The 24,945-nt window shown below is 30.1% G+C and carries 24 protein-coding genes and 1 pseudogene; 5 read left to right on the top strand and 20 right to left on the bottom strand.

Features of this window, described 5'->3' with window-relative positions:
* Positions 1-3: 3 nt before the first annotated feature.
* Genes O6B72_RS08085 through aroQ form a run of 4 tightly spaced genes read right to left on the bottom strand, consistent with a single transcriptional unit; the run spans position 4 to position 2,601 of the window.
* Positions 4-591 (bottom strand): LOG family protein, encoded by a 588-nt coding sequence (locus O6B72_RS08085; protein WP_156847588.1) that lies wholly within the window; start codon positions 589-591, stop codon positions 4-6.
* Between the two features lie 2 nt (positions 592-593).
* Positions 594-1,097, bottom strand: coding sequence for a 2-amino-4-hydroxy-6-hydroxymethyldihydropteridine diphosphokinase (gene folK / locus O6B72_RS08080; RefSeq protein WP_269492797.1), 504 nt, complete (start codon positions 1,095-1,097; stop codon positions 594-596).
* A gap of 3 nt (positions 1,098-1,100) precedes the next feature.
* Positions 1,101-2,126: a M24 family metallopeptidase gene (locus O6B72_RS08075; protein ID WP_269492796.1), complete on the bottom strand. Its 1,026-nt coding sequence runs from the start codon at positions 2,124-2,126 to the stop codon at positions 1,101-1,103.
* The gene (aroQ, locus tag O6B72_RS08070; RefSeq protein ID WP_269492795.1) at positions 2,119-2,601 is read right to left on the bottom strand and encodes a type II 3-dehydroquinate dehydratase; all 483 of its coding nucleotides are present in this window, start codon (positions 2,599-2,601) and stop codon (positions 2,119-2,121) included. Before aroQ ends, O6B72_RS08075 begins: the two co-directional genes overlap by 8 nt.
* 87 nt (positions 2,602-2,688) lie before the next feature.
* Here aroQ and mqnF point away from each other — a divergent pair, with 87 nt between their 5' ends.
* Together mqnF and sppA are read left to right on the top strand one after the other, a co-directional pair.
* Positions 2,689-3,906, top strand: coding sequence for an aminofutalosine deaminase family hydrolase (gene mqnF / locus O6B72_RS08065; RefSeq protein ID WP_269492794.1), 1,218 nt, complete (start codon positions 2,689-2,691; stop codon positions 3,904-3,906).
* Positions 3,903-4,760 (top strand): signal peptide peptidase SppA, encoded by an 858-nt coding sequence (gene sppA, locus O6B72_RS08060; RefSeq protein ID WP_269492793.1) that lies wholly within the window; start codon positions 3,903-3,905, stop codon positions 4,758-4,760. The genes mqnF and sppA overlap by 4 nt, the downstream gene beginning before the upstream one ends.
* Positions 4,761-4,835: 75 nt before the next feature.
* Here sppA and O6B72_RS08055 read toward each other — a convergent pair whose 3' ends face one another.
* The 5 genes from O6B72_RS08055 to O6B72_RS08035 all read right to left on the bottom strand — a co-directional run bounded on the left by O6B72_RS08055 (position 4,836) and on the right by O6B72_RS08035 (position 9,421).
* Complete coding sequence (locus O6B72_RS08055) at positions 4,836-6,245, bottom strand: SLC13 family permease (protein ID WP_269492792.1); 1,410 nt, start codon at positions 6,243-6,245, stop codon at positions 4,836-4,838.
* A gap of 125 nt (positions 6,246-6,370) precedes the next feature.
* Positions 6,371-7,780, bottom strand: coding sequence for an SLC13 family permease (locus O6B72_RS08050; protein WP_269486782.1), 1,410 nt, complete (start codon positions 7,778-7,780; stop codon positions 6,371-6,373).
* 120 nt (positions 7,781-7,900) lie between these two features.
* Positions 7,901-8,902: a bifunctional diaminohydroxyphosphoribosylaminopyrimidine deaminase/5-amino-6-(5-phosphoribosylamino)uracil reductase RibD gene (gene ribD, locus O6B72_RS08045; RefSeq protein WP_269492791.1), complete on the bottom strand. Its 1,002-nt coding sequence runs from the start codon at positions 8,900-8,902 to the stop codon at positions 7,901-7,903.
* A 44-nt stretch (positions 8,903-8,946) separates the two neighbouring features.
* Positions 8,947-9,219 carry a type II toxin-antitoxin system YafQ family toxin gene (locus O6B72_RS08040; protein WP_156847578.1) on the bottom strand — a complete coding sequence of 91 codons (273 nt, stop codon included), beginning with the start codon at positions 9,217-9,219 and terminating at the stop codon, positions 8,947-8,949.
* Complete coding sequence (locus tag O6B72_RS08035; RefSeq protein WP_156847577.1) at positions 9,212-9,421, bottom strand: hypothetical protein; 210 nt, start codon at positions 9,419-9,421, stop codon at positions 9,212-9,214. The genes O6B72_RS08040 and O6B72_RS08035 overlap by 8 nt, the downstream gene beginning before the upstream one ends.
* A 127-nt stretch (positions 9,422-9,548) precedes the next feature.
* On the opposite strand from O6B72_RS08035, the gene O6B72_RS08030 reads away from it, so the two are divergent.
* Positions 9,549-9,992 (top strand): DUF805 domain-containing protein, encoded by a 444-nt coding sequence (locus O6B72_RS08030; protein WP_258299279.1) that lies wholly within the window; start codon positions 9,549-9,551, stop codon positions 9,990-9,992.
* Positions 9,993-10,123: 131 nt separating this feature from the next.
* Here the strand turns inward: O6B72_RS08030 and O6B72_RS08025 are convergent, their stop codons facing one another.
* The 11 genes from O6B72_RS08025 to O6B72_RS07975 all read right to left on the bottom strand — a co-directional run bounded on the left by O6B72_RS08025 (position 10,124) and on the right by O6B72_RS07975 (position 21,042).
* Positions 10,124-11,803: an ammonia-forming cytochrome c nitrite reductase subunit c552 gene (locus tag O6B72_RS08025; RefSeq protein WP_269492790.1), complete on the bottom strand. Its 1,680-nt coding sequence runs from the start codon at positions 11,801-11,803 to the stop codon at positions 10,124-10,126.
* A gap of 18 nt (positions 11,804-11,821) precedes the next feature.
* On the bottom strand, positions 11,822-12,322 hold the full coding sequence (nrfH, locus tag O6B72_RS08020; protein ID WP_018712491.1) for a cytochrome c nitrite reductase small subunit: 501 nt from the start codon (positions 12,320-12,322) through the stop codon (positions 11,822-11,824).
* A gap of 265 nt (positions 12,323-12,587) precedes the next feature.
* Positions 12,588-13,007, bottom strand: a complete 420-nt coding sequence (rimP, locus tag O6B72_RS08015; protein WP_269492789.1) for a ribosome maturation factor RimP — start codon at positions 13,005-13,007, stop codon at positions 12,588-12,590.
* The gene (gene rbfA / locus O6B72_RS08010; protein WP_024962727.1) at positions 13,000-13,368 is read right to left on the bottom strand and encodes a 30S ribosome-binding factor RbfA; all 369 of its coding nucleotides are present in this window, start codon (positions 13,366-13,368) and stop codon (positions 13,000-13,002) included. The genes rimP and rbfA overlap by 8 nt, the downstream gene beginning before the upstream one ends.
* 11 nt (positions 13,369-13,379) lie before the next feature.
* The gene (gene infB, locus O6B72_RS08005) at positions 13,380-16,178 is read right to left on the bottom strand and encodes a translation initiation factor IF-2 (RefSeq protein ID WP_269492788.1); all 2,799 of its coding nucleotides are present in this window, start codon (positions 16,176-16,178) and stop codon (positions 13,380-13,382) included.
* 5 nt (positions 16,179-16,183) lie between these two features.
* The gene (locus O6B72_RS08000) at positions 16,184-16,411 is read right to left on the bottom strand and encodes a DUF448 domain-containing protein (protein WP_050333637.1); all 228 of its coding nucleotides are present in this window, start codon (positions 16,409-16,411) and stop codon (positions 16,184-16,186) included.
* A 33-nt stretch (positions 16,412-16,444) separates the two neighbouring features.
* Positions 16,445-17,323 carry a homoserine kinase gene (gene thrB, locus O6B72_RS07995; RefSeq protein WP_269492787.1) on the bottom strand — a complete coding sequence of 293 codons (879 nt, stop codon included), beginning with the start codon at positions 17,321-17,323 and terminating at the stop codon, positions 16,445-16,447.
* Positions 17,324-17,330: 7 nt separating this feature from the next.
* Positions 17,331-17,735 carry a glycoprotease gene (locus O6B72_RS07990; RefSeq protein WP_050335936.1) on the bottom strand — a complete coding sequence of 135 codons (405 nt, stop codon included), beginning with the start codon at positions 17,733-17,735 and terminating at the stop codon, positions 17,331-17,333.
* A gap of 58 nt (positions 17,736-17,793) precedes the next feature.
* Positions 17,794-18,684, bottom strand: coding sequence for a UDP-3-O-acyl-N-acetylglucosamine deacetylase (gene lpxC, locus O6B72_RS07985; protein ID WP_101636378.1), 891 nt, complete (start codon positions 18,682-18,684; stop codon positions 17,794-17,796).
* A gap of 60 nt (positions 18,685-18,744) precedes the next feature.
* Entirely contained in the window at positions 18,745-20,124 is a 1,380-nt protein-coding gene (pgp6, locus tag O6B72_RS07980; protein WP_269492786.1) for a peptidoglycan metallopeptidase Pgp6, read from the bottom strand.
* 87 nt (positions 20,125-20,211) lie between these two features.
* Complete coding sequence (locus tag O6B72_RS07975) at positions 20,212-21,042, bottom strand: prephenate dehydrogenase (protein WP_269492785.1); 831 nt, start codon at positions 21,040-21,042, stop codon at positions 20,212-20,214.
* A gap of 77 nt (positions 21,043-21,119) precedes the next feature.
* Here O6B72_RS07975 and bamA point away from each other — a divergent pair, with 77 nt between their 5' ends.
* Positions 21,120-23,366: an outer membrane protein assembly factor BamA gene (gene bamA, locus O6B72_RS07970; protein ID WP_269492784.1), complete on the top strand. Its 2,247-nt coding sequence runs from the start codon at positions 21,120-21,122 to the stop codon at positions 23,364-23,366.
* 235 nt (positions 23,367-23,601) lie between these two features.
* Positions 23,602-24,945 (top strand): annotated as a pseudogene (locus O6B72_RS07965) (autotransporter outer membrane beta-barrel domain-containing protein); the annotation flags it as partial.

Raw genomic sequence — 24,945 nt, 5'->3', positions numbered from 1 at the left:
TTTTTAAATCTTGGATTTTATAATTTTCTCATAAATTAAATTTATATCATCGGTTAATGTAAAAAAATCTAAATCGGCAGAGCAAATTGTTTTTTCAAAAAGAAGTGATGTTTTTAAAAACTCAATTAATGGTTTATAAAACTCAACACCATAAAGAAAAATTTTAGCTTCTTTCATGCCATTTTGTACTAAAACAAGCACTTCGAAAAGCTCATCTAAAGTCCCAAAACCACCTGGAAAAATAATAAAATAACTTGATTTTTGTATTAATGCTACTTTTCTTAAAGCCAAATTTGAAAAAACAGTTCCATTTGTAACAAATTCATTAAGCTTTTGTTCGTTTGGAAGCACTACATTTATACCAACACTTTGAGTATTGTTTTCAAAAGCAGCTTTATTAGAAGCTTTCATTATCCCGCCCCCGCCACCTGTAACGATGGTAAAACCACTATTTGAAAGCATTTTTGATAACTCGTATGCTTTTTTACAAAATTCATTATTATCATCAAATCTAGCTGAACCAAAAATCGTAACACACTCACTAGGTAAGGTAAAATTTAAATTTTTAACATCATCTAATAAACTTTTCATAACTATTCCTTTAACATAATTCCAAGAGGGATTATAACGCTTATTCTTTTTTCTGTGCCATAGTGTGGGATAATTAAATTTTTATTTTTTCTAACTTTTGTATTAAAATATAAAATGTCTAAATCAAGAGTCCTTGGAGCATTTTTAAAGCTTCGTTTTCTTTTAAAACAAATTTCAAAATGCTGCATTAATTTTAACACCTCATTTGGGCTTTTTGATGTTTGAATTCTTATAATAGCGTTTAAAAAATCATTTTGTTTTGTATATCCAAAAGCCTTATTTAGCAAAATCGGGGAAGTTGAGTTTATAAAAAATCTTTTGTCTTTATTTATTTTTTGAAAAAGTTTTTGAAAATTTTTTTTAACTTCGCCGATATTTCCACCAATTCCTAGATAAAACTCATATTTAAAATACTCTTTTTTTATTCTTTTAAAAGGATAAAATTTGCTTTTTATAAAACATTTTGCATCATTAATTTTATAAAAGCCATTATTTAAAATTTGCATTTTTTACAGTATTTCGCATCCATTTTCTGTAACTACCACAACATCTTCAATTCTTATGCCAAACTCATTTTCTAAATAAATTCCTGGTTCAACACTAAAAACCATTCCCTCTTTTAAGATAGTTTTATCTGTTTTATTAATATTTGGAAACTCATGTATATCAACACCAACACCGTGCCCAGTTGAGTGAAAAAACTCTTTTTCAAAACCCTGTTTTTTTATAAATTCCCTTGCTGTTTTATCAACATCGCAAGCCATAACTCCTGGTTTTACAGCTTTTATAGCAAGACTTTGAGCCTCTTTTACTATTTCATAAATTTCATTTTGTTTGTTGGAGTTAAAAATTTGTTCTTTTGAAAAGTTTAAATTTTTATTAAAAATAGCAGTTCTAGTTCTATCAGAACAATATCTTTTATATTTAATCCCAGCATCCAAAAGAAGCAAATCATTAAAATTTAAAATATCGCTACTTGGCAAAGCATGTGCTTTTGAGGCATTTTTATTTAAAGCAATTATTGGGCTAAATGATAAGCCCAAAGCACCCTTTTGTTTAAAAATTTTTTCAGCCTCATAAAATAGCTCAAATTCACTCAAATTTTCACCATTTTTATTTAAAAACATAGCAAACTCATCAAAACATTTTTCTCCTAAATTTGCTGCTTTTTTTAAAATTTCAATTTCAAAATCAGTTTTTATAATTCTCTTTTTTTTTGAAAAAAATGGCTTTGAAATAAAATTTAGTGATAAATTTGAGCTTATTTTTTTAAAATCCGCGTAAGTAAAATCATTTGGGTCAAAGACTAAGCTTTTTATCCCAAATTTTCTTATTAAAAGTCTTGCTTCTTTTATAAGTGTGTTTTTAGCATCGATAACTTCTGCATTTTTTACTAAATTTCTAGCTTCAATAGCATATCTTGAATCGGTTATAAAAAAATTATTACCATTTATGCTTAAAAACATTTCATTATCACAGCTATAACCACATTCATAAAATACGGCATTTTCATCTTTTAAAATGTAATTATTCATCTGTTTTTTGAGTATCTTCTTTAGCTTTTTTTACTGCTTCAATTTGACTGAAAATTTGAAGCATTGCAATCATTGCAAGATGATATCCAATCGGTCCAAAACCAATCACTTGTCCAGCTGTTACGGCTGATATTAAACTTTTTTGACGAAATTCTTCTCTTCTTGCGATATTACTAATATGAACTTCAATAGTTGGTAAATTAACAGCTGCAATTGCATCTCTAATAGCCACTGAAGTGTGAGAATATCCTGCTGGATTTATTATAATTCCATCTGCATCGCCAAGACATTCTTGAATTTTATCTATAATTTCGCCCTCTAAATTACTTTGAAAAAACTCAATATCAACATTGTTTTGATCAGCTACAACTTTCATTTGCTTATGAATATCTTCCATAGTCATAACACCATAAACATTTGGCTCTCTTTTTCCAAGCATATTTATATTTGGTCCTTGAATAATAACAACTTTCATTTTTTTCTCCTTGTTTATAAAATTAAAGATAAAATTATATCAAAATATAACTAAAAATTCGCTACAATTTGGCTTTTAGGAGTTAAAATGAAAATTTTAAAAGCCAAATATATTTTAATTTGTGATGAGAATTTCACTGTTTTAAAAGATAAGTCAATCGCATTTGATGACAAGATCAAAAAAACTGGTAATTTTAAAGAGCTTTTAGTACTCTATCCAGATGCCAAAACTTATGATTTTGGTGATGATATTGTAATGCCAGGACTTATAAACTCACATACACATTTAGAATTTAGTGCCAATAAAACAAATTTAATTTATGGGGATTTTATAAAATGGGTTGGAAGCATAGTTAAAAATAGAGATGATTTATCAAAAAAAGCAAAAGGTACAATCATAAAAAATGCTATCAATTCACTAACTAACTCAGGCGTAACAACAATTGGGGAAATTTCAAGTTTTGGGGCATCTTTAAAAGAGTGTGTGGATTCACCTTTAAGAGTTGTTTATTTTAATGAGCTTTTAGGAGCAAATGAAAGTGTTGTAGAAAAAAACTGGGATAATTTTTTAAAAAGATTTGAAAACTCTAATAAATTTAAAAACGATCTTTTTATCCCAGCAGCTTCTATCCACGCACCCTACTCCACTCATCCAATTTTAACAAAAAGACTTTGTGAGTTTGCTAGAAAAAATAAAATTTTAATTTCAACACATTTTTTAGAAAGCAATCATGAAAATTTATGGCTTAGAAATGGAAGTGGTGGGTTTAAAAAATGGCTTAAAAACTTTAGTCAAAACCCAAAGCCTTTTTATAGCATAAAAGAGTTTGTAGAAAATTTTGAAGGCATAAAAACGCTTTTTATCCACTGTGTTTATTTAAAAGAGTTTGAAATTTTAGATAAAAAACTTCACTCAATAATCCATTGTGCTTATTCAAACCGCCTTTTGAGTAAAAAATCTCTAAATTTAAAAAAGGTTTTAAAAAATGATATAAATTTGTGTATAGCAACAGATGGACTTAGCTCAAATATAAGCTTAAATTTTTTTGATGAGTTAAGAGCAAATTTATTAATTCATAAAGATTTTGATTTACAAAATTTAGCTAAATTTTTACTTCTAGCCTCAACACTAAATCCAGCAAAAGCTTTAAATTTAAATTTAGGAAGCCTAGAAGTTGGCAAAATAGCTGATATCGTGGTGTTTAAAGGTTTTGAAGTAAGCGATGAAAAGCAAATTCCACTTCAGCTTATCTTAAATACAAAAGAGGCAAAAAATATATTTATAAAAGGAGAAAAAATAAAATGATGAAAGAAATCGGTAAATTTTTTAGTGATATTTTGAAATTTGGTATAAAAGTTTTTATAGTTTTATTTTTAATAACATTGGTTTTAGTTGGCTTTTCAGGAACAAAAATAGAAAAAAGTGGAGTAAATTTGGCTGAAATAAAACTAAGTGGTGCAATTATGGATGAAAGTGCTATTTTAAAAGAAATTTATAGCATTCAAGATGATAAAAATATAAAGGCTGTTTTATTAAATATAAATAGTCCAGGTGGTGCATTTGCACCAAGTTTTGAAATTTCAAATGCCATAAAAGAGCTAAATAAAGAAAAACCAGTAATTGCCTATGCAAGTGGAACAATGGCAAGTGGAAGCTACTTAAGCGGTGTTTGGGCAAATAAAATTTATGCAAATAAAGGAAGTTTTATTGGCTCAATTGGTGTTATAATGCAAGGATATAATATCGAAGAACTTGCCTCTAAAATTGGCATAAAAGATCAAGTTGTAAAAGCTGGTGAGTTTAAAGAAGCAGGAACTATAATGAGGGCTTGGAGCCAATCTGAAAGGCAAAGTCTTCAAGATTTAGTAGATAAAAGCTATAATTTGTTTGTAAGTGAGGTTGCAACTGCTAGAAAATTAAATAAAAATGATGAAAATATATGGGCAAATGCAAGAGTTTTTTTACCTGATGAAGCGCTAAATTTGGGCTTAATCGATGAAATTAGCAACTACAAAAAAGTAAAAGATGAAGTTGTTAAAATCTCAGGTGTTCAAAATCCTGTCTGGAAAGAAAAAAGCAAATATGATGAGTTTATGGATACTTTTTCATCAAAAGTGGCAAATTTGATAATGAGTGAGTTTAGTTTAAAAGTAAGGTGAATTGTTAAAAAGTAAAAAAATAAAATAACCTTAAAAAACTAAAAAGGTTTTTTAAGGTTTTATGAAATTTTAATTTTAAAGTAAGACGAGATAAGCAAATAAAGTTATAGCAATTGTTACCAAAACATCAAGTAAAAATCCAGCTTTTATCATATCTTTTTGTTTTATCATACCTGTTCCGAAAACAAGAGCATTTGGTGGAGTTGCAACAGGAAGCATAAACGCACAACTTGCACCAACTCCAATAACTACAACTAAAACTTCTTTTGGCATGCCAATTTGCATGGAAATATCTGCAAAAACAGGCACTAGAAGTGCGGCTGAAGCGGTGTTACTAGTAAATTCAGTTAGAATTTTAATAAAAAGCGCAACAATGAAAACAATAACAATATCAGGTGCGTTTCCAAGAGCATTTGCCACTTCATTTCCTAAAACCAATGATGCACCAGAATCTTTTAAAATAGCACTTAGTGTTAGTCCGCCACCAAATAGCATTAAAACACCCCATTCGGTATTTTTAGCTATATCATCCCAACTACAAAGTCCTAAAGCAACCACCAAAATAGCAGCAATTAGGGCAACAAGTGCATCGCTTATAACAAGTTTTCTACCTAAAATTTCACTAAAAAAATCGCTTAAAACCGATGAAAATATCCAACAAGTTGCTACTAGTATAAAAACTACAATCGTAATAATTCTACTTCTTGTCCAAGGAGTATCATCACTTGCTCCAATATCAACTTTTCTATGAAAATCAGGTTTAAATAAAATATATAAAACAAAAAGCATTAAAGGCCAAAATATAAAAGTAAGCGGAAGCCCAACTTTCATCCAGTCAAAAAAACTATATCCAAGTTCAGCCGATGCGATGGCATTTGGAGGTGATCCAACAAGTGTTCCAAGACCGCCAATACTTGCAGAATATGCAATTCCTAGCATCACAAAAATTATTGTTCCTCTATCTTTTTCTTTATCTAGATGACTTATCATACCAATTGCCAGAGGTATCATCATAGCTGCAGTTGCAGTATTTGATATCCACATAGATAAAACGGCTGTTACTGCGCATATCATTACAACCGCCCAGCCAAGCTTAGCTCCAGATAAAGAGACTAATTTCATAGCAATTTTTACATCAAGTTTTTGCATATGAAGTGCCGTAGCTAAAGCAAATCCACCAAAAAATAAGAATATTGTAGGGTTTGCAAAATTTATCAACATATCTTTTATACCAAGAGGACTAAAGCCACTCTCAGAACTTATACCTATACCTAAAAGCACTCCTAACACTGGAATCAACAAAGCAGTAATTGTAATATGAATAGCTTCTGTAAGCCACAAAATAGCTATAAAAAGCAAAATTGCTAAACCTTTATTTGCATTTGAATCGTAAGGCAAAAATTCATAAAGTAAAAATGATAAAATCGCAGCGATTAAAACAATAATTAAGCCTTTATTTGTTATATGTGATATTTTATCTTGCAAAAAAAACTCCTTATTTCTTTAAGATAAAATTATCACTTTTTCAAACTTTAAATTTGCTTAATATTAAATTTTAAAATTATTTTTTATAAATAGTGAGTAAATTTGGGCTAAAAAGCCCAAATTTTTTAAAATACGAAATATGCAAAAAGTGCAATTACCACAACCGAAAAGATATTTAAAACAATACCTGCTTTTATCATATCTTTTTGACCAAACATTCCTGTTCCAAAAACAAGAGCATTTGGTGGAGTTGCAACAGGAAGCATAAACGCACAACTTGCACCAACTCCAATAACTGTAACTAAAATCTCTTTTGGCATACCCATTTGAGTAGCAACTCCTGCAAAAACAGGAACTAAAAGCGCTGCTGAAGCGGTGTTGCTTGTAAATTCGGTTAAAATTATTATAAATATGGCAACAACAAATATAATAACCAAAGGTGAAGAGCCACCAAATATATTAGCAACTGCTTGACCTAAAACAAGTGAAGCACCAGAATCTTTTAAAATAGCACTTAGAGTTAATCCTCCACCAAATAGCATTAAAACACCCCATTCAGTGTTCTTTGCTACATCATTCCAAGTACAAAGACCTAAAACAACAACCGCAACCGCTGCTCCAAGAGCTATCAAACCATCACTAAAAGCTATGCCTGTTAAATGTGTTAAAGGCTTAGCAAATATCCAGCAAAGTGCAGTTGTACAAAAGACAATAATAGTTAAAATTCTATTTGTTGTCCAAGGAATATCCACACTTGCGTCAACTTCTATTTTTTTATTAAAATCAGGTTTAAATAAAAAATAAAGTGTCAAAAGCATAACTGGTAACATTATAATGGTAAGTGGAAGTCCTATCTTCATCCAATCAAAAAATGTTAAACCAAGCTCAGCTGAAACAATTGCATTTGGTGGTGAGCCTACCATTGTTCCAAGTCCACCAATACTTGCTGAGTATGCAATTCCCAAAAGAACAAAAACAATCGTTCCTTTATCTTTAACTCTATCAAGCCCTGAAAGCATACCAATAGCAAGTGGAAGCATCATAGCTGCAGTTGCTGTGTTTGATATCCACATAGAAAGTCCTGCGGTTACTAAACATATTGCAATTGCTGCATATCCAAGCTTTGAGCCTGATAATGATATAAGCTTCATAGCTATTTTAGTATCGAGCTTTTGGATGTGAAGAGCAGTAGCTAGTGCAAAACCACCAAAAAATAAAAATATAGTTGGATTTGCAAAATTTGATAAAGCTTGTTTGATAGTCAAAGCTTTAAACACGCCGTCCGCATTAACAGAACCAATGCCTATAAAAATTCCAAGCAACGGAATCATTAAAGCAGTAACTGTTATATGGACAGCTTCAGTAAGCCATAAAATTGCTATAAAAACAAGTAGACCTAAGCCTTTATTTACATTGTCTTCGTATGGCAAAATTTTATATATGGCAAAAGAGAGTATTGCAGCTATCAGCATAACTATAAGCCCTCTTTTAGTTATGGGTGATACACCGCCCTCATTTATCACTTCATTTTCCAAAGAAACCTCCTTAGTTTTAGTTTGGGTTCAGTATATCAAAAAGCAACATAAAAGTGTCATGAAAGTTATTTTTATAGGTTATAAAAAACAAATTTGTTACAAAAAGTAAAAAATAAAAAACTATCTTTTAATCTTAAACCAACCATAATAATTATCATCAAGTTTGTCTAAAAAAAGTAGCTCAAGCTCTAAATTTAGAGAAATACTATCCAAATTTATAAATTTGTTTGAAAAAAATATTAGTATATGTGTTACAAAATTAGGCAAATTTCTAGCCATTTGCTCACCGCCTTCAATCATACAAAGCTTATAATTTTTTAGTTTTTCTATATCATTACTAATTATGACTTCGCGATTTTTAACACTAAATAGTGGAATTGTTTTATCAAATTCATTTTTTTTAGAATAGATAAAAATATCAGGATTTTTAAAATTTTTTCCTAAAAGCCTAGTATCTAAAATAGGTCTATCAACTCTAACAGTATTCCCACCAATTGCTAAAATTTCACTAACATTTCTTAGCTTGTGAACTAAAAGCCTGGAAGCATTATTTGTAATAACTCCACCTTTTATAACACCATTTAAGCTCATTCCTAGTTTTAAAAAGCTGAAATTTCCATTAAGGCATCTTAAAAATGGCTCTAAAAGTAAAAATCCCTCATTTTTCAAAACTCCAAATTTTACTTTTATTCCTGCGTTTTTTAAAATTTGGGCGCCACCTTTTGCGGTGGGATTTATATCTTTTTGTGAAATTATAACTTCACTAAAACAAAGTTCTTTTATCAAATTTGCACAAGGTGGGGTTTTACCATGATGTGAGCAAGGCTCAAGTGTGACATAAATTTTTGCACCATTTAGCAAATTTGCGTGATTTTTAAGGATAAATTCATAAGTTTCTTTTTCATCTTTTGGGAAATTTAAATTTGGATTAAGTTTAATTAGGGCTGATTTTATAGCATTTACTTCTGCGTGATTACACCCAGCTTTTTGGTGAGCTTCTATACTTAAAATTTGATTATTTTTATCAAGTATTAATGCCCCAACTGCTGGATTTGGATAGGTTAAAATTTGATACTGCCAAGCTTTTTTTATGGCTAAACTCATATAAAATTCATCATTCATTTTATGCCTTTTTGAAACTTCTAAATCTTGACAACCTTAAATTTTTAAAAAATTTCAGAATGCGAGCCTATTTGATAAAGATATAAAAGAAGCTTATCATCAAAATATCTATAAACTAGTAACAAATCAGGTTTTATATGGCATTCTCTATAGTCTTTAAAGTCATTTTTTAGTTTATGATCAAGGTATTTTTTATCTAATTTTTCACCACTTGCTAAAATATCCACCACTTTCTTTGTTAGTTTTTTATCTTTTTGGCTAAGTTTTTTAAGTTGATTTTTAAATTTTGATGATACTTGAATTTTATATTTAGTCATTTTCTATATCTTTTAAAATCTCATCAAAATTGTCATATGTTTTTAAATTTCCACTTTTAAATTCCTCATCACATTTATTCATATCATCTATAAATTCTTTTGTATATCCATCTTTTTTTAATACGATATTACTATCGAGTTTAACTAAACTTTTGATAACTTCAAAAATATTATTATTGACATTTTCTAAAGTAATTGTCATCTTAATTCCTTTTTTGTTTAAGATTATAGCAAATTCAGCTTAGAATAGAACCGGTATTTTCATATTTCATTAGTAAATTTTTTATAAATTTGATAAAATTTAAAAACTTTTTTACTTAGGAGTTTTTATGAACTACTTTGATGAGTATTATCTGGGTGCTTGGGAATTTCCCATTTTTATTGGTAGAGCTAGACGAAAAGAGTATGGCTGGTTTTTTGTTTTTAATTTTATTGTTGGGGTTATTATTTCGGTAGTTGATTTTTTAGTTTTTGGTGATTCATATGGATTTTTTAGCCTTATTTATGCTTTGATTGTATTTATCCCAGGACTTGCGCTACTTGTAAGAAGAGTTCATGATTTTGGCAAAAGTGGGCAGTTTGTGCTAGTTATGATATTTGCCCCGTTTATCTCATTTGTTATTGCTGGTTTTCTTGGGGAAAGTAGTCTGGCTGATTTATTTATAATTATAGGATTGGCGCTATTAGTTTATTTTATTTTTTTACCAATATTTAAAAAAGGTGATGAGGGAGAGAATGCTTACGGAAGCGATCCAAAAGCACTAAATTTATAAAATTTTTTTGTAATTGTAAAAATGAAATTTGGAAATAGTTTAAAATAAATTAGGCGCTATTAAAATTCACAAATCCACAAAGCCGGACTTTAGTCCTTGACAATGTGGATTTGAGATTTAAGAGTTTAATTTTAATTAAAATCTAAATTTTTAACTCTCTCATCAAGTTCTTTAAGTTTTTGTGATGGTGGAGTTGCAACTAAACCTTTATGACTTGTGATTTGTTCTGGCTCTGGCACCTCATCTGCTGTTTGAGTTAGCTCTATATTTACTCCAAATTTGGCTAGTTCATTTGATAGTTCTATTTGACCTTTTCTAGCAAATTCTTGGCATTGTCCGATGATCCTTGCAGCTTCTTGTGGTGCATGGAAACCATAGCTGTTTTCACTAAATGCAAAGTCCCATCTCATATGAGCACGTCTTTGATTCCATAAAGTTTTTTCCAAAGCTTTTGAAATTTCAGCTTTTTGTGTGTCACCATCTAAATTTGCAAACTCAGGAAGTTTTGCAAGCTCGCCTCTTGCTACTTCAATATCTTGGATTAGAGAAAGTAGTGCATTTTCACATTTTCTAAGCTCATAAGAGTGGCGATTTTGTATAAAATTTATACGCTCTACTAACTTATCTTCGCTTTGCATATGGCAAGTCTTACAACTTCCTGTAATGTCAGCAAATGGACTTTGTACAGTATGACTTGAAACCTTTTGAGCGCCCTCTCTTTTATATGGCATGTGACAATCAGCACAACTTACACCACTTCTTGCGTGAATTCCAGCTGAGCTAAGTTCAGCTTCTGAATGTTGCATTTTAATGATTGGTGCATCTGTAGTTTTATGCTTATAGTCAAATTTAAACTTACCATTTTCAAACATCTCATCATAATACTCATCAAACATCTCTATTTTAAATGGTTTATCTTTTTCCCATTTAGCCCATGGGAAGGTTAGAGTTGAGTCTTTACCTTGGAAATAATACTCCACATGACACTGCATACAAACATAACTTCTCATCTCTTGGCGACTAGCTTTTAGTCCACTTTTTGCATCTGCCTCATAACCTCTATCAACCATAGCATTGACAAATGCAGGTCTTGTTACTCTTAAACTCATATCATCAGGACTATGGCAATCAGCACAGCTACTTCCTAAATGTGAGCCTTTATATGGATCTTCGCCATGTTTATCAGCTACTTTTTTCATAACATCAAAATAAGGAATTGAGTTCATCTTTGTCCATGCGGCTTTTTCTTTTTTGCCTTCTTCGCCTTTTACATCAAAAAATGGCATATCTTTACTAGCTGATTCAACAGGATCTTTAGTTAAGTTATAATCCCCATCTTTCATAATAGCAGTTAAATGCCCAGTATGGCAGTTTACACAGGCTCCTGGCTGACCTTTAAATTTAGGAAGTCCGTGAGAGTTTAAATACTCTTTATCATTCCTTTTTGTTTCAATCTGGTCAATTTGTGTATAAAAATGAAGCCTTGGGCGGTTATAGTCAACTGCAAAAGCATATCCATCCCAAAATTTAGTAGCCGCAGGATAGCGAATTAGTTTACTATATGGAACCGAACCTGCGTATGGTGTCTCGTAAGCAATATTCTCCATAGCGGCAAAACTTTCATATTGTGATGGGAAATTTTTACCCCACTTTTTTACATCAGGGTCCAAATCACTTACCTTATGAAGCATCATCGGATAGCTTTTTTCCTCCTCAAATTTAGAACCGATATCTACAAATAGTGCAAACATAGCTGCACCCAAAACAACGGCAACAAAAAAAGCCACCGTATATAAAGTCCATTTTTTCATTATTTCTCCTTGTTGATTTTAAAAGTTATGTGCGTGTCCGACTTGTCTATGACACGATACGCAAGATAGTGGCTCGCTTCCTGGAGCACCTTTTTTCATAGTTGCATCTATTGAGTGTGCAGCGTATTCGCTGTGACAGGCGATGCAGTTATTTTGGATTATGTTTTTACCTTTATCTGTGGCTTGAAAAGACACTGGATTTTGCTTAAAAGTAACAGCATATCCATGATGAAGACCATTTTCAGCCTTGAATAACCACTTAGATACAAAGCCTTCGGGAACATGGCAATCACTACAGGTTGCAACATGTTGGTGCCCGCCTTTCATCCAGCTTTCATAGACTTGATTCATAACATGACAGTTTTTACAGGCTTCGGAATCATGTCCAAAATATGAAAAACCTTTTGCATAGACAAATGTAAAAAGCCCATGTCCGATAACCAAACCAAAGCTTATCACAAGAACCAAAGTAGCAAAAGCAGATGGAGAGCGCTTAATTTTATCAATTAGTTTTTTCAAAAAGCCTCCTTTATAAATTTTAAAAAAAAGGTAATTATACTAAAAATAAAATGAGAAACAATTGATTTATATCAAGTTTTATAAAATTTGATAAATTAATAAAAAAATACTAGAAATACTCAAGAATTCAAATAAGATTATTCTACTTAATGATAAAAATATTTTTAAAATAAATTAAATTCTTACAAGAAATAATTAAAGAAAAATTATGTAAAAACTAAGCCAAAATCTTTTAAAATTTATCTTTTAAATTTTTAAAGTTTATCTACCACTCAATAAAAGTTTTAGCCTTTAAAATTTCATCAAATTTTATATCTAAATTTTCTTTATCGGTTTTAAGAGTTAAAATTTCATTATCAAAGCCTATAATTTCACCCTCAAATTTTTCTTTATTTATTGTTGTTATTTTAGCTTTGTCACCAATGCTGTTTATAAAATGATCTTGTTTTGTAAGCTTTCTCTCAAGTCCTGGGCTACTTACTTCAAGTGTGTATTTACCATTTATCGGTGGTTCGACATCAAAAATAGGTGATAAAAGCTTACTTACTTTTTCACAATCATCCAAATTCACACCACCACTTTTTGTGATATAGACTCTAAAAATAGTTTTGCCATTTTCATTTGCAACTTCAGTATCATATAGATTTAATCCACACTCCATCACTAGAGCTTTTATATCAGTCATTTATATCCTTTTTTAAACTATTAGCGGCTCTTTTAAATAACTCATCCATATGGTTTTGATATTCTAGTTTATCATCAAATTTAAAATGAAATTTAGGACTTCTAAACCAACCTTCAGCCTCTTTGCAGTAATTTTGCAAATAGCCATTCACCTTATCAAGCTTTTTTAAAACTAGAATTTGTTCATCTTCATCAAATGCCATTTTATCAAGATAGACAAAAGCATCATATCTTCCTTTTTTACACTCCACATCGACAACACAAAGTCCTTGTAAATCTGGGTCAGAAAGCCCTGATAAAGCCTCGGGAATAAGCTGTTTTAAAACACTTGCTGTTCTTAGTCTTCTTATCTCGCCACTCATTTCTACTCTTTTTAGATAGTTGCTTGTTCTTCTCTTTTTATAAAGCTTTCTATGTAATCACCCACTTGCATATCGTTATATCCTTCTATGCCAACACCACACTCAAAACCTTTTGCTACTTCTTTTACATCATCTTTAAAACGTTTAAGCGAACTTACCTTTCCCTCAAATTTAACTACACCATCTCTTATAACTCTTATATCGGCTCCTCTTGTAATGTTTCCATCAGTTACCATACAACCTGCGATTTGTCCGATTTTTGGAACATTTATAACTTGTCTTATTTCAGCTTGACCTATTTCTTCTTCGCTTATAATAGGACTCATAAGCCCACCTAAAATAGCCTTAACATCATCTAAAAGAGTATAGATTACATTATAAGTTTTTATCTCTACGCCTCTTTCTTTAGCTCTTTCTTTTACATCTCCAGTTGGTCGGACATTAAAGCCAAGAATCACACAATTCTCACTCGTGCTTGCAAGACCAATATCATTTTGTGTAATACCACCTACTCCGCTATGAATAATGTCTACCTTAATCTCATCATTTCTAAGTTTTTCAAGACTTGCTTTTATGGCCTCTAAACTTCCACCAACATCTGCTTTTACAATCACAGGTAAAGTTTTAAGCTCACCTTCTGCTATCTTTGCACCAAGCTCTTCTAGGCTTACTTTTGTTGATTTTGAAAGCTCTTTTTGTCTAAGATAATCATGTTTTTTACTAGCATAGTCTTTTGCTGTTTTTTCATCTTCTACGCCTATTAGTGTTTCACCTGATTCTGGAACTTCGCTAAGACCTATTATAACGCCACACTCTCCTGGGCTTAATTTTTTGATATGATTTCCTTTATCATCCATTATAGCTCTTACTCTTCCATAAGATACCCCAGCTACAACATTATCTCCTATATTTAAAGTTCCATTTTGAACAATAATAGTTGCAACTGTTCCAAGACCTTTTTTAAGTGAACTTTCTATAACTGTTGCTTTTGCCATTCTTTTTGGGTTTGCTTTAAGCTCTAAAATATCAGCTTGAAGTAAAACTATTTCTAAAAGTTCATCTATACCCATTCCAGTTTTTGCTGAAATTGGAACAAACTCATACTCCCCACCCCAATCAAGAGGTAAAATTCCAAGCTCACTCAATCCTGATTTTACTAAATCAGGATTAGCTGTTGGTTTATCCATTTTATTAATAGCTATAATTATTGGAACATTTGCTGCTTTTGCATGAGCAATAGCTTCTTTTGTTTGTGGTTTTACTCCATCATCTGCTGCAACTATAATAATAACAACATCAGTTACCTCAGCACCTCTTTCTCTCATTGCTGTAAAAGCCTCGTGTCCAGGAGTATCAATAAATGTTATTTTTCTACCATTTTTTTCTACCATATAAGCACCAACATGTTGAGTTATACCACCAGCTTCACCGGTTGCAACGCGTGAATTTCTTATATAATCTAATAAACTTGTCTTTCCATGGTCAACATGTCCCATTATAGTGACTACAGGTGCTCTTAAAACAAGATCCTTTTCATCATCTTTTGTTTCATCATAATCTTTAGTATAATCAAATTCCAAAGCTTCATCAATGATATTTATAGTTACATTAAACTCGTCAGCTAAAATTTCTAACGCATCTTCATCTAAAAAATCGTTTTTAGTTACCATAAGCCCTAACATAAAAAGTTTTGAGATAACTTCACTAGGTTGTTTTCCAAGCTTATCTGCAAATTCATAAACTCTAATTTCTTTTGGAATATCAATAGAACTAATAGAAATTTCCTCATCTTTTTTAACTGGTTTTTTGTGTTTTTTTCTTGCACCTCTGCTTATACTTCTAGTTTCTTGATTTGTAAATTTATTTTGAGCTGAACGATATACTTTTTGCTGCCTAGTCTCTTTTTGCTGGTTTTCAACATTAATAGCACTAAGAGTTAAATCAGGCAAAACAACCTCATTTTCATCATCTATTTCAACATCTTTTATATCTCTATCATCTAAGATTTCTATTTTTGTAGTACTTTCTTTTTTTGTATTTAAAGGCTGTTTTTTAGGTGATTTTTTCTTTTTTAAATTTGAGCTTGTATTTGAAAATATCTCATCAAGTCCAATGTTTAATTTTTGAGTTGGCTCTTTTTTGACTTTAACTTCTTTTTGTTCTTCTTGTTTAAGCTCATCTTTTTTCTTAACTATTACCAAGCCTCTTCTTTTTTTTAGAGATAAAGAAGCTAAGCTCTCAACTTTTTTAATTTTTGATTCAGATTCTTTTTCTTTTGAAATTTCTTTTTTAGGAGTTTCCAAGTTTTTAGATTTTGTAATTTTTATATCATCTTTGTCTTGTGATTTTAATTCTTCTTTTATTTCTGTTTTTATATCTTTTTTTAAAGTTGTTTCTTTTATCCCTTTTTTAGCTTCTTCATTTTTAATTTCTTCTGGTGTTTTTATGGAGCTAAAATCTTCTTCTTTTTGCTCTTCTATTTTTTTTGAAATTGACTCTTTTTTAGGCTTTACTGTTTTTTCAGCTTTTGGTTTATTATTTTTTTCTTTTTTTGACTTCTTGATAGGCTCTTCATCATCTAAAATCTCAATTTCTTTTTTAGGTTTTGAATGTATTTTAGATTTTGTCTTAAGCTTTTGTGGCAACTCACCTGTTTGAACATAGTTATATATAGCCTCTGCTTCTTCCATGCTAACTGCACTATTTTGTGCTTTTATTTTTTTTAGCCCCATTTCATTGGCTTTTTCAATAATTTCCTTACTGGTGTAACCAAGCTCTAATGCTATCTCACTTATGCGAACTTCCGCCATATAAACTAATCTCCTTTTAATTCATCTAAACTTGAAATTCTTACAAATTTAGAAACTGCTTTTTTTAAAATTTTTTCTTCTTTTTTTATACAATCAGAACATATATAAAAACTTCTTCCAGTTAAATCTTCTTTGTTAATTTTATGGTTTTTTATCCTAAATCTTAAAAGTTTTTTTTGTTCAAATTTATTTTTGCAAACTACACATGATCTAATTTGCAGAAATTTTCCCATCATTATATCTTTTTTTTCTTTTATTTTGCTTTTTTATGATATTTTAAAGCCTTCATTATCAAAATCAAGCTCTTTTATCTTAAAATCTGGAAATTTATCTTTTAAAATTTTAGCTAAATTTTTGCTATCGTCTTTGTATGTTATATTTAAAAAACTTGATCCACTTCCTGATAGTGTGCTCATTAAAGCTCCATTTTCATAAGAAATTTTTCTAACATCGAAAAGCTCTGGTAAAGCCTTCATTCTTAGATCTTCATGCATCATATCTTTAGCTGCTACTCTTAGGCTTTCGTAATCTTTTTTTATAAATGAAGCTGTTAAAAAAGCACTATGAGAAAGATTAAAAACACAATCTTTCATGGAATAATTTTTTGGTAATTTTGATCTTGATTTATCTGTTGACATTGCTTTATTTGGAATAACAACAACAGCTTTTATAGAAGAATCTAAATAAATTTTTTGAGTATAAACTTTACCATTCTCAACTATGCTTGTTACAAAACCACCAAATGTAGCAGGAGCGATATTATCAGGGTGATTTTCATAAAATAAAGCTTTATTTAAAATAGCCTCTTTTGCAATTTTAAACTCAGCCATTTCATAAGCTGCTGCAATTGCTCCAATGATTACAGAAGAACTGCTCCCAAGCCCTCTTGAAAATGGGATATTATTTATAAATGAAAATTTAAAATTTTCTTGCCTAGCAGTTAAGGACTCATAAATTTCTAAGAAAATATTTACAAAAGTGTTATTTTTTTTAATATTTAAATTTCCACTTCCCTCGCCCTTTATAGAAATGCAAGGCAAATTTTGCTTTGTTATTTCAACCTCATTATATAGGTTTAAGCTAAGTCCCAACGCATCAAAGCCTGGACCTAAATTCGCACTAGTTGCTGGAACTTTTATCTTCATTTTTCACCTAAACTGCATCTATTATATAATTCGGAAGTATATCATTTGTTTTATTTAATTTGGATAAATTTGAAGGAATTTTAAATTCTTTTGCTTCTATTTTTTTTAAAATGATTTCACCATTGTCTTTTAAAACAAAGCTTAAATTTTTATTTGCTTTAATAGGCGAATTACCATTTAATTCAAATCCACTTACTGCATAAAGTGGTAAATTTCTAGTTATACTAAGAGTTTTAAGAATAACATAAGCAACTTTTATGCCCATAAAACTTCCTGGTCCATTTGCATAAACTATGCTTTTTAAATCGTAATTTTTTAAAATATAATCAATTGCCTCTATTAAAAAATCACTAGCTGGGTTTTCATTACTAAGCTCTTGTACTAAAACATCATTTTCATAGATGGCAACAATAGCTGGTTTACACAATGTAAGAACTAAAATATCAACCTGTTTAATGAATGTATCCTTATTATGCAAAAACTTTTGAATATTCTTTCGCAAAAGCTTTATCTTTTAAATTTACTATATCATAGTTTTTTGCATCACTTAAGATTTCTAAAGTTAAAAGATGGTTTAATTCATGACTTCCAGCATATGCTGTATAATCACCTAGAATAGGCATTCCCATTAATGCTAAATCACCAATTGCATCAAGAATTTTATGCCTTACAAATTCATTTTCAAATCTTAATCCACCAGGATTTAAAATACCACTATCATCTAAAACAACGGCATTTTCTAAACTTCCACCAAGTGCTAAATTTTGAGCTCTTAAAGCTTGAACATCCTTTAAAAATCCAAAAGTCCTAGCTCTTGCTATTTCTTTAATATAATTTTGTTTAGAAAACTCAAACTCATAAATTTGCTCGCCTATAGCTGGGTGATTAAATTTAATAGTGTAGTTAAATTTAGGACTATTTGATGGTTTTATAGAAACAAATTTATCGCCTTTTTTGACAGTGACTTCTTTTTTTATAACCATTATATTTTTATTTTTATCCAAAGATTTTGTACCTGCCTCATCAAGCATCATACAAAATCCAATAGAACTTCCATCCATAACAGGTGGCTCATTTGCATCTAAAACAACTCTTATATTGTCAATTCCATAGCTATTTATAGCACTTAATAAGTGCTCTATTGTAGAAATATATACACCGTTACTGTTACCAATAACAGTTGCCATTTGGGTATTTATAACACTTTCTGGTTCAGCTTTTATGCTTACACCTACATCTTGTCTATAAAAAATAATCCCTGAGTCTTCACCTAAAGGCTCTAAGGCAATTTTTATAGGCTCACCTTTGTGAAGTCCAATACCAACGCCTTCAATTCTTTTTTTTATAGTTGTTTGTTTCAAAACATACCCCTCATATTTTTTAATGTTTAATTATATCTTAAAATTAGTAAATGATAAAACTTATTTTTTATTATCAATAAGTTTTTTGGCATTATCTAAAATTTGAAAAATGTTTTCTCTCATCCACTTTTTATCCATCCACTCTTCTGGTCTTACCTCAACTCCTTGAACACTCATACCAAAGTGCAAATGATCACCAAATGCAAGTCCAGAACTTCCAGTATTTGCTATAATATCTCCTTCGTTTATATTTTGTCCAACCTCTAATGATGATGCACTACAATGCCCATAAATACTATAAAGTCCAAGCCCATGATATAAAACTAAATTTAATCCATAAATTCCATTATCTGCTTTTAAAACCACAACAGCTGGGTTGCTTGTTGTAATTTGAGCATTTGCAACACTTGCTAAATCAAGTCCTAAATGCCATGATTGGCTTACATCTTTATTATCTTTTACATAAAACCTATGATCACCAAAGCTTGCAACTGCGGCACCATTTTTAAGAGGATAAAATGGTTTTATAAAAAAATCATCCACTTTTTCTTCTAAAATTTTATCAGTTTTTGAATAAATCAACTCTTCATTTGCATTTCTTAAAGTTTCATTCACAAATTTAAATTTCTCAATACCTTCGTAAATACTTGGATCTTTTGCATAAATTTCAACTAGCTCACTTATCTTGCCGTTTATAAACTCATCAGTTAGTGAAATTTTAGAAGTTTTATAAGTTTTATCTTGCAAATAATATCTAATTCTTACCCTACTTTCATTTCCTGCTTTATCCGTTGCAACAGCATAAGCAGTAAAATTTTTTTGGTTAACAGGCCAAGCTATAATTGATACAAAATATCCATCTTTATAGAATGGTACTGTTTCAAATTTCTTGTCAAAATTAGTTTGAATATAAACTTCATTTAAATTATCATCACTAGCTTTAAAAACAACTGCGGCAGAACCGCCTTTTGTAATTTTATAAGATTGATTTAAAATATAAACATCTGGTCGCTTTGTATCTACTAAAACATCTATTTCTTTGTTTAATTTGTTTCCAAATCTCCATTTGCTTACATCTTTTACTTCAATATTTAATTTAAAATTTCCATTTCTATCAAGCAATGTTCCTTTTGGCAAATTTATAGCTAAATTTAATTCTTTTTGAATAAGCTCGAATGTCTCATCTATCAAATTCACAACTTGTTTGCCATCACTTAATGAAATTTTAAGTGATTTTATGCCTGTATCATCTGTTATGTTTACATTAATTGGAGTTTTCAAATTCCAATTAATTTTATCTCCTAAACTAACTTTCGGCGCATTTCTTTCAAACATATCAGATGAATAAACAAAATATGATATTCCTAACACTACTAATAAAATTACTAAAAAAAATGCTCCAAAAAAGCCACCACTTTCTCTTGAATTTCTTCTTCTCAAACTCTCACCTTAAATTTATATTATTTCTATAACTCTTACATAATTTTACTTTGGGCTGATAAACTTACGGTAAATTTCAATTTTAATTTATAAGAAATCTCTTATAATTCTTGCCTCGTATAGCCATCTTGTAAGCTCTTGCCATTTTTCATCTTCTATTAATTTTTGACAAAAATCAAGTTCTTTTTTAAAAGAATTTATAGAATTTAAAACATTTTCTTTATTTTGTTTAAAAATATCACTCCACATTTCAGGTGAAGATTTTGCGATACGACTAACATCTGAAAAGCTTCCTCCAGCTAAATTTATGATATTTCTTTTATTTTCTTCTTTTAAAACACTATTTACCAACGAATAGCTTATAACATGTGGCAAATGCGAAATCAAAGCAACATGATGATCATGCTTTTTAGCATCCATAAAAACTATCTTCATGCCAGCGTAAGAAAAAATTTCAATAGCTCTTTTTGCATGTAAATTTGCCGTATCATCATCATTACAAATAACCACAACAGCTTTTTGTAAAAGTGTTTTGAATGCAGCTTTTGGACCTGAATTTTCAGTTCCAGCCATAGGATGAGCAGCCACTAAATTTGCCCTTATTTCTTTTGGACAAGAAGAAATTATCTTTTCTTTTGTACTTCCTAGCTCAATTATCGTTGTGGTATTTTTAATATCTTTTAAATTTTGTAAGGTTTTAACTATTGCCTCAACTGGAATTGCTAAAAATACAACATCACAAATCTCCTTCATTTGATCAAAAGTTATTATCTCATCAACAAGTCCTAAATCTAGAGCGAGACTCTCATTTTCTTTGCTTATATCATTTCCATAAACCCTATCTATTAATTTCATATCCTTTAGACAAAGTCCAACCGAGCCTCCTATTAATCCTAGACCAATAATACCAATTTTCATAAATTTCCTTATTTTCACTAAAATTTTATTTTAATTATGCTATTATACCGCCAAAATATTTATTTTTAGGTTAGCAAATGAAAAAAACTACATATCTAGCATTATTTTTGGCAAATTTGGCTTTTGGTGCAACAGCTATAAAGTCTGTAAATTTTGAGGGTTTAAAACAAATTTCACCATTGGTTGCACAAAATATATCAGGCCTTAAAATAGGAGACACTATTACTGGCTATAATACAAATAAAGCCATTACAAATCTTTTTAATCAAGGCTATTTTGATGATATTTACATTACTGAAAAAAACGGAAATTTGACCATTCATGTAAAAGAAAAGCCTATTATTTCAAAACTTGATATTGAAGGAGTTGTAACAAATGATAGAACTGCAATGGAGCAAATAATTGGCTTAAAACTTGGTCAAGCATATGATAAGGTTGCCTTAAATCAAGTAAAAGAAAGAGTAAAACAGTTTTATGAAGTAAAGGGCTATTTTGATACCGTAGTTGAGACTGAAGAGAAATTTTTAGATGAAGATAAAAGCTCGCTTCATTTAACGGTTATTGTAAATAGAGGTGAAAACATCATAATAAAAAATGTAAATTTAGTAGGTGCTAAAAAGCTTAAGTACTCAGATATAAGACCCGCAATTGCAAACAAGCAAAGAGAGTTGCTTGGATGGATGTGGGGTTTTGATGATGGCAAATTAAAAACCGCAGATCTTCCAAACGATCCAGCTAGAATACAAAACGAATATATGAAAAGAGGCTATTTAAACGCTACTGTTTCAGCTCCTTTTGTAAATACATATATGAGCAACTATACTGCTGATCTTACTTATTATATAACAGAGGGGGAAAGATTTAGAGTTAGTGAAATTTCAATTGAAGCACCAGAATACTTAGAGCTTGATACAAAAAAAATTATTAAAGATTTAAAATTAAGAAGTGGTAAGAGATTTAATGCTGATTGGATAAGAAGAGATATTACAAAACTTGAAAATATAGTTGCAGATAAGGGATATGCGTATGTTGAGATTAATCCTGATTTAAAACCTGATAATGAAAATAATACCGTTAAAATAAACTATATAATCAAACCTCACTCTCAAATTTATGTAAGAAATGTAACAATTTCAGGTAATGAAAAAACTGCTGATTCAGTTGTAAGAAGAGAGATGTATTTAACAGAGGGTGAACTTTACAATAGAACTGATTTGGTCGATTCTAAAAATTCACTTAGAAGAACTGGATATTTTGATGATGTTGAAATAACTGAAAATGTTGTAAATGATAACGAAATAGATTTAAATATAGATGTTAAAGAAGCTCCTACTGGAAGCATAACAGGTGGTATTGGATACGGAAGTGGAGATGGTCTTTTACTAAGTGCATCAGTTTCTGAAAAAAATATATTTGGCAGCGGGATAAGCGGCTATGTAAGTGCTGAAAAAAGCGATGATCAACTAAGTGGAGCAATTGGCTTTACAAATCCTAGAATTTATAACTCAGAATATAGCCTAAGTGGTCAAATTTACGCAAGAGATTGGGACTGGAATGACTATAAAGAAAAAGCTTATGGAGCAAGTGCTACAATTGGTAGAAAGCTTGGAAGATATACAAGTGCTTATTTAACTTATGAAATTGAAAAATCAAAAATAAATGGTTTAAATGCTTATTATGAAAAAGCTGGTTATCAAAATGGAAATAATCTAAAAAGCTCACTTATTCCATCAATTGTATTTAATAATACAGATGATTACTACTTGCCAAGAAGTGGTATTATAGCTAGTGCTTCGCTTGATTATTCAGGACTTGGTGGAGATATAGAGTATCTAAAAGGAAATGCAAATTTTAATTGGTATTTTGGAATGAAAGATTATATCGATTGGGATTTGATATTTAGATATAAAGCAGGTGCTGGATATTTCTTTAATGATAAAAACCTACCAGTTAATAAAAAGCTATTTTTAGGTGGAATGAGATCTGTTAGAGGATATGATGGAAGAAGTATTCCAAAAAGGAAAATTTGTCTTGACAATACGCATTGTAACTACATAGAAACAGGTGGAAAGCAAAGCTTTAATAACTCATTTGAGTTAAGTATGCCTTTAATTGATCGTATAAATATGCGTTTTGTAACATTTTTTGACTATGGAATGATAGGTGATGATAGCTGGAGTGAGTCAAAAAGATATAGTGCTGGAGCTGGAATCGAGTGGAGAACACCTGTTGGACCACTACAACTTTTCTGGGTAAAACCGCTTAATAAAGAAGACTATGATAGCACAAATAGCTTTGAGTTTACAATTGGAGCGAGGTTTTAAATTATCAGTTTAAAAGCTTGGGTTTTACCTAGGCTTTTAAAAATTCAAATGCTTATATTAATTTAAAATTAACTTTTTTTACCACCTATTAAACATAAATAATTGACATTAAAATAAATTTTGAATATTTTTAAATAAAATTGAGTAATACTATATTTATTATACATAATATTATGCATTTTAAAGAATAAAATATATATAATAAGCTGACTTTATATGGGTGGGGGAAGAAAGTATGAAAAATTTTAATTTAAGTTCTAAAAAAAGATTTATACCTATTAGTTTTATTTTAGCTATGGCACTTTTTAATAATGCTGCTTTTGGATCAGAGAGTGATTTTACAGTGATTGATCCACCATTTATGTTTACAACATATAATCATAAGCTAAATGTAGGAAATTTGTCAACTAAAGAAATAACTCTTGATAAGGTAAGCAGAAAAGAAAATGTTGTCTATGCTGCAGGTGCAAATGAAAATGATGAAATAAACGGCTATACTCTAAATGTAGAATTATCCGATATTGCCACAAGTTCTGATAACTATGTAGTAAATCTAATCGGCGGAATGTCTGAAAATAGTGATGCTTCATATAATAATATAAATATTACAAAAATGCCGGAGAAAATAACAAGGGACATTCGTATATTTGGAGCAGATAGTTGGAAAGGAAATACAAATTTTAATAAGGTAAATATTGATTCTATACAAACAAATATAAATAAATTATATATAGTAGGTGGAAGATCGACCGATGAAAACAAAGGAAATAGCTCAAATAATACCATAAATATATATTCATCAAAATTAATACCTGATAACGCAAATCCTGATTTTAAAATAACAGGTGGAATAGCACAAGGAAAAGCCAAAAATAATGAAGTAATAATAGATAATTCAAAAATAATAAACACTATGCTCTCCGGCGGAGAATCATACGGAGACCCTGATAAAATACAATTAGGCACTGAAAAAAATAGAGTAAAAATTACTTCATCAGAAGTAAAAGGTATGATTTTCGGCGGGGATTCATGGCTTTTTGGCCATAACAATGATGCCAATAAAAATGAAGTAGAAATAATCTCATCAAAAGTATCTAAATATGATAATTCCCCTATAGATTTTGCGGTTGCCGGAGGAGCATCAGCAAATAATGCAACCAACAATACCGTTTCAATAACTTCATCAAGTATAAATGGAGATAGTTATGGTGGTTTTTCCAAGAATGAAATTTGGGGTGCAATTTCATCAGGCAACGCCAATAATAACACAATCAACATAACTTCATCAAATATAGGTGGCAAGATTTATGGTGGTAGCTCAGAAAATAAAAATGCTAACGAAAACAAAGTCTCATTGAAAATTTCAAGTGTTGGCTCTTCTGTAGCAGGTGGCTCTGCCAAATACGATGCTAACAAAAACACTATAGATATAACTTCATCAAATATAGTTGGTGATGTTTATGGTGGCTACTCAAATGAAGGCGATGCTATAAATAACACTATAAATTTATTTCATAACTCAGGAAGAGATATAAATACTTTAGGTAAACACTTTTTAGTTAAAGGTATAATTTATGGT

The sequence above is a fragment of the Campylobacter ureolyticus genome (genome assembly GCF_027277485.1).
Taxonomy (GTDB): domain Bacteria; phylum Campylobacterota; class Campylobacteria; order Campylobacterales; family Campylobacteraceae; genus Campylobacter_B; species Campylobacter_B ureolyticus_B.
The sequence above is the reverse complement of the archived record's forward strand: the minus strand, read 5'-3'. Positions and strand labels throughout refer to the sequence as shown.

Excerpts from the sequence above, each read along its gene's own strand:
- mqnF (WP_269492794.1), top strand. The coding sequence starts at position 2,689 with ATGAAAATTTTAAAAGCCAAATATATTTTAATTTGTGATGAGAATTTC.
- O6B72_RS08035 (WP_156847577.1), bottom strand. The coding sequence starts at position 9,421 with ATGACAATTACTTTAGAAAATGTCAATAATAATATTTTTGAAGTTATC.
- rbfA (WP_024962727.1), bottom strand. The coding sequence starts at position 13,368 with ATGAGTGGCGAGATAAGAAGACTAAGAACAGCAAGTGTTTTAAAACAG.
- thrB (WP_269492787.1), bottom strand. The coding sequence starts at position 17,323 with ATGAAGATAAAAGTTCCAGCAACTAGTGCGAATTTAGGTCCAGGCTTT.
- O6B72_RS08030 (WP_258299279.1), top strand. The coding sequence starts at position 9,549 with ATGAACTACTTTGATGAGTATTATCTGGGTGCTTGGGAATTTCCCATT.
- O6B72_RS08075 (WP_269492796.1), bottom strand. The coding sequence starts at position 2,126 with ATGAATAATTACATTTTAAAAGATGAAAATGCCGTATTTTATGAATGT.
- rimP (WP_269492789.1), bottom strand. The coding sequence starts at position 13,007 with ATGACTGATATAAAAGCTCTAGTGATGGAGTGTGGATTAAATCTATAT.
- folK (WP_269492797.1), bottom strand. The coding sequence starts at position 1,097 with ATGCAAATTTTAAATAATGGCTTTTATAAAATTAATGATGCAAAATGT.
- O6B72_RS08000 (WP_050333637.1), bottom strand. The coding sequence starts at position 16,411 with ATGGGAAAATTTCTGCAAATTAGATCATGTGTAGTTTGCAAAAATAAA.
- O6B72_RS08085 (WP_156847588.1), bottom strand. The coding sequence starts at position 591 with ATGAAAAGTTTATTAGATGATGTTAAAAATTTAAATTTTACCTTACCT.
- infB (WP_269492788.1), bottom strand. The coding sequence starts at position 16,178 with ATGGCGGAAGTTCGCATAAGTGAGATAGCATTAGAGCTTGGTTACACC.
- aroQ (WP_269492795.1), bottom strand. The coding sequence starts at position 2,601 with ATGAAAGTTGTTATTATTCAAGGACCAAATATAAATATGCTTGGAAAA.
- sppA (WP_269492793.1), top strand. The coding sequence starts at position 3,903 with ATGATGAAAGAAATCGGTAAATTTTTTAGTGATATTTTGAAATTTGGT.
- O6B72_RS08025 (WP_269492790.1), bottom strand. The coding sequence starts at position 11,803 with ATGAAAAAATGGACTTTATATACGGTGGCTTTTTTTGTTGCCGTTGTT.
- bamA (WP_269492784.1), top strand. The coding sequence starts at position 21,120 with ATGAAAAAAACTACATATCTAGCATTATTTTTGGCAAATTTGGCTTTT.
- ribD (WP_269492791.1), bottom strand. The coding sequence starts at position 8,902 with ATGAATGATGAATTTTATATGAGTTTAGCCATAAAAAAAGCTTGGCAG.
- O6B72_RS08040 (WP_156847578.1), bottom strand. The coding sequence starts at position 9,219 with ATGACTAAATATAAAATTCAAGTATCATCAAAATTTAAAAATCAACTT.
- O6B72_RS07975 (WP_269492785.1), bottom strand. The coding sequence starts at position 21,042 with ATGAAAATTGGTATTATTGGTCTAGGATTAATAGGAGGCTCGGTTGGA.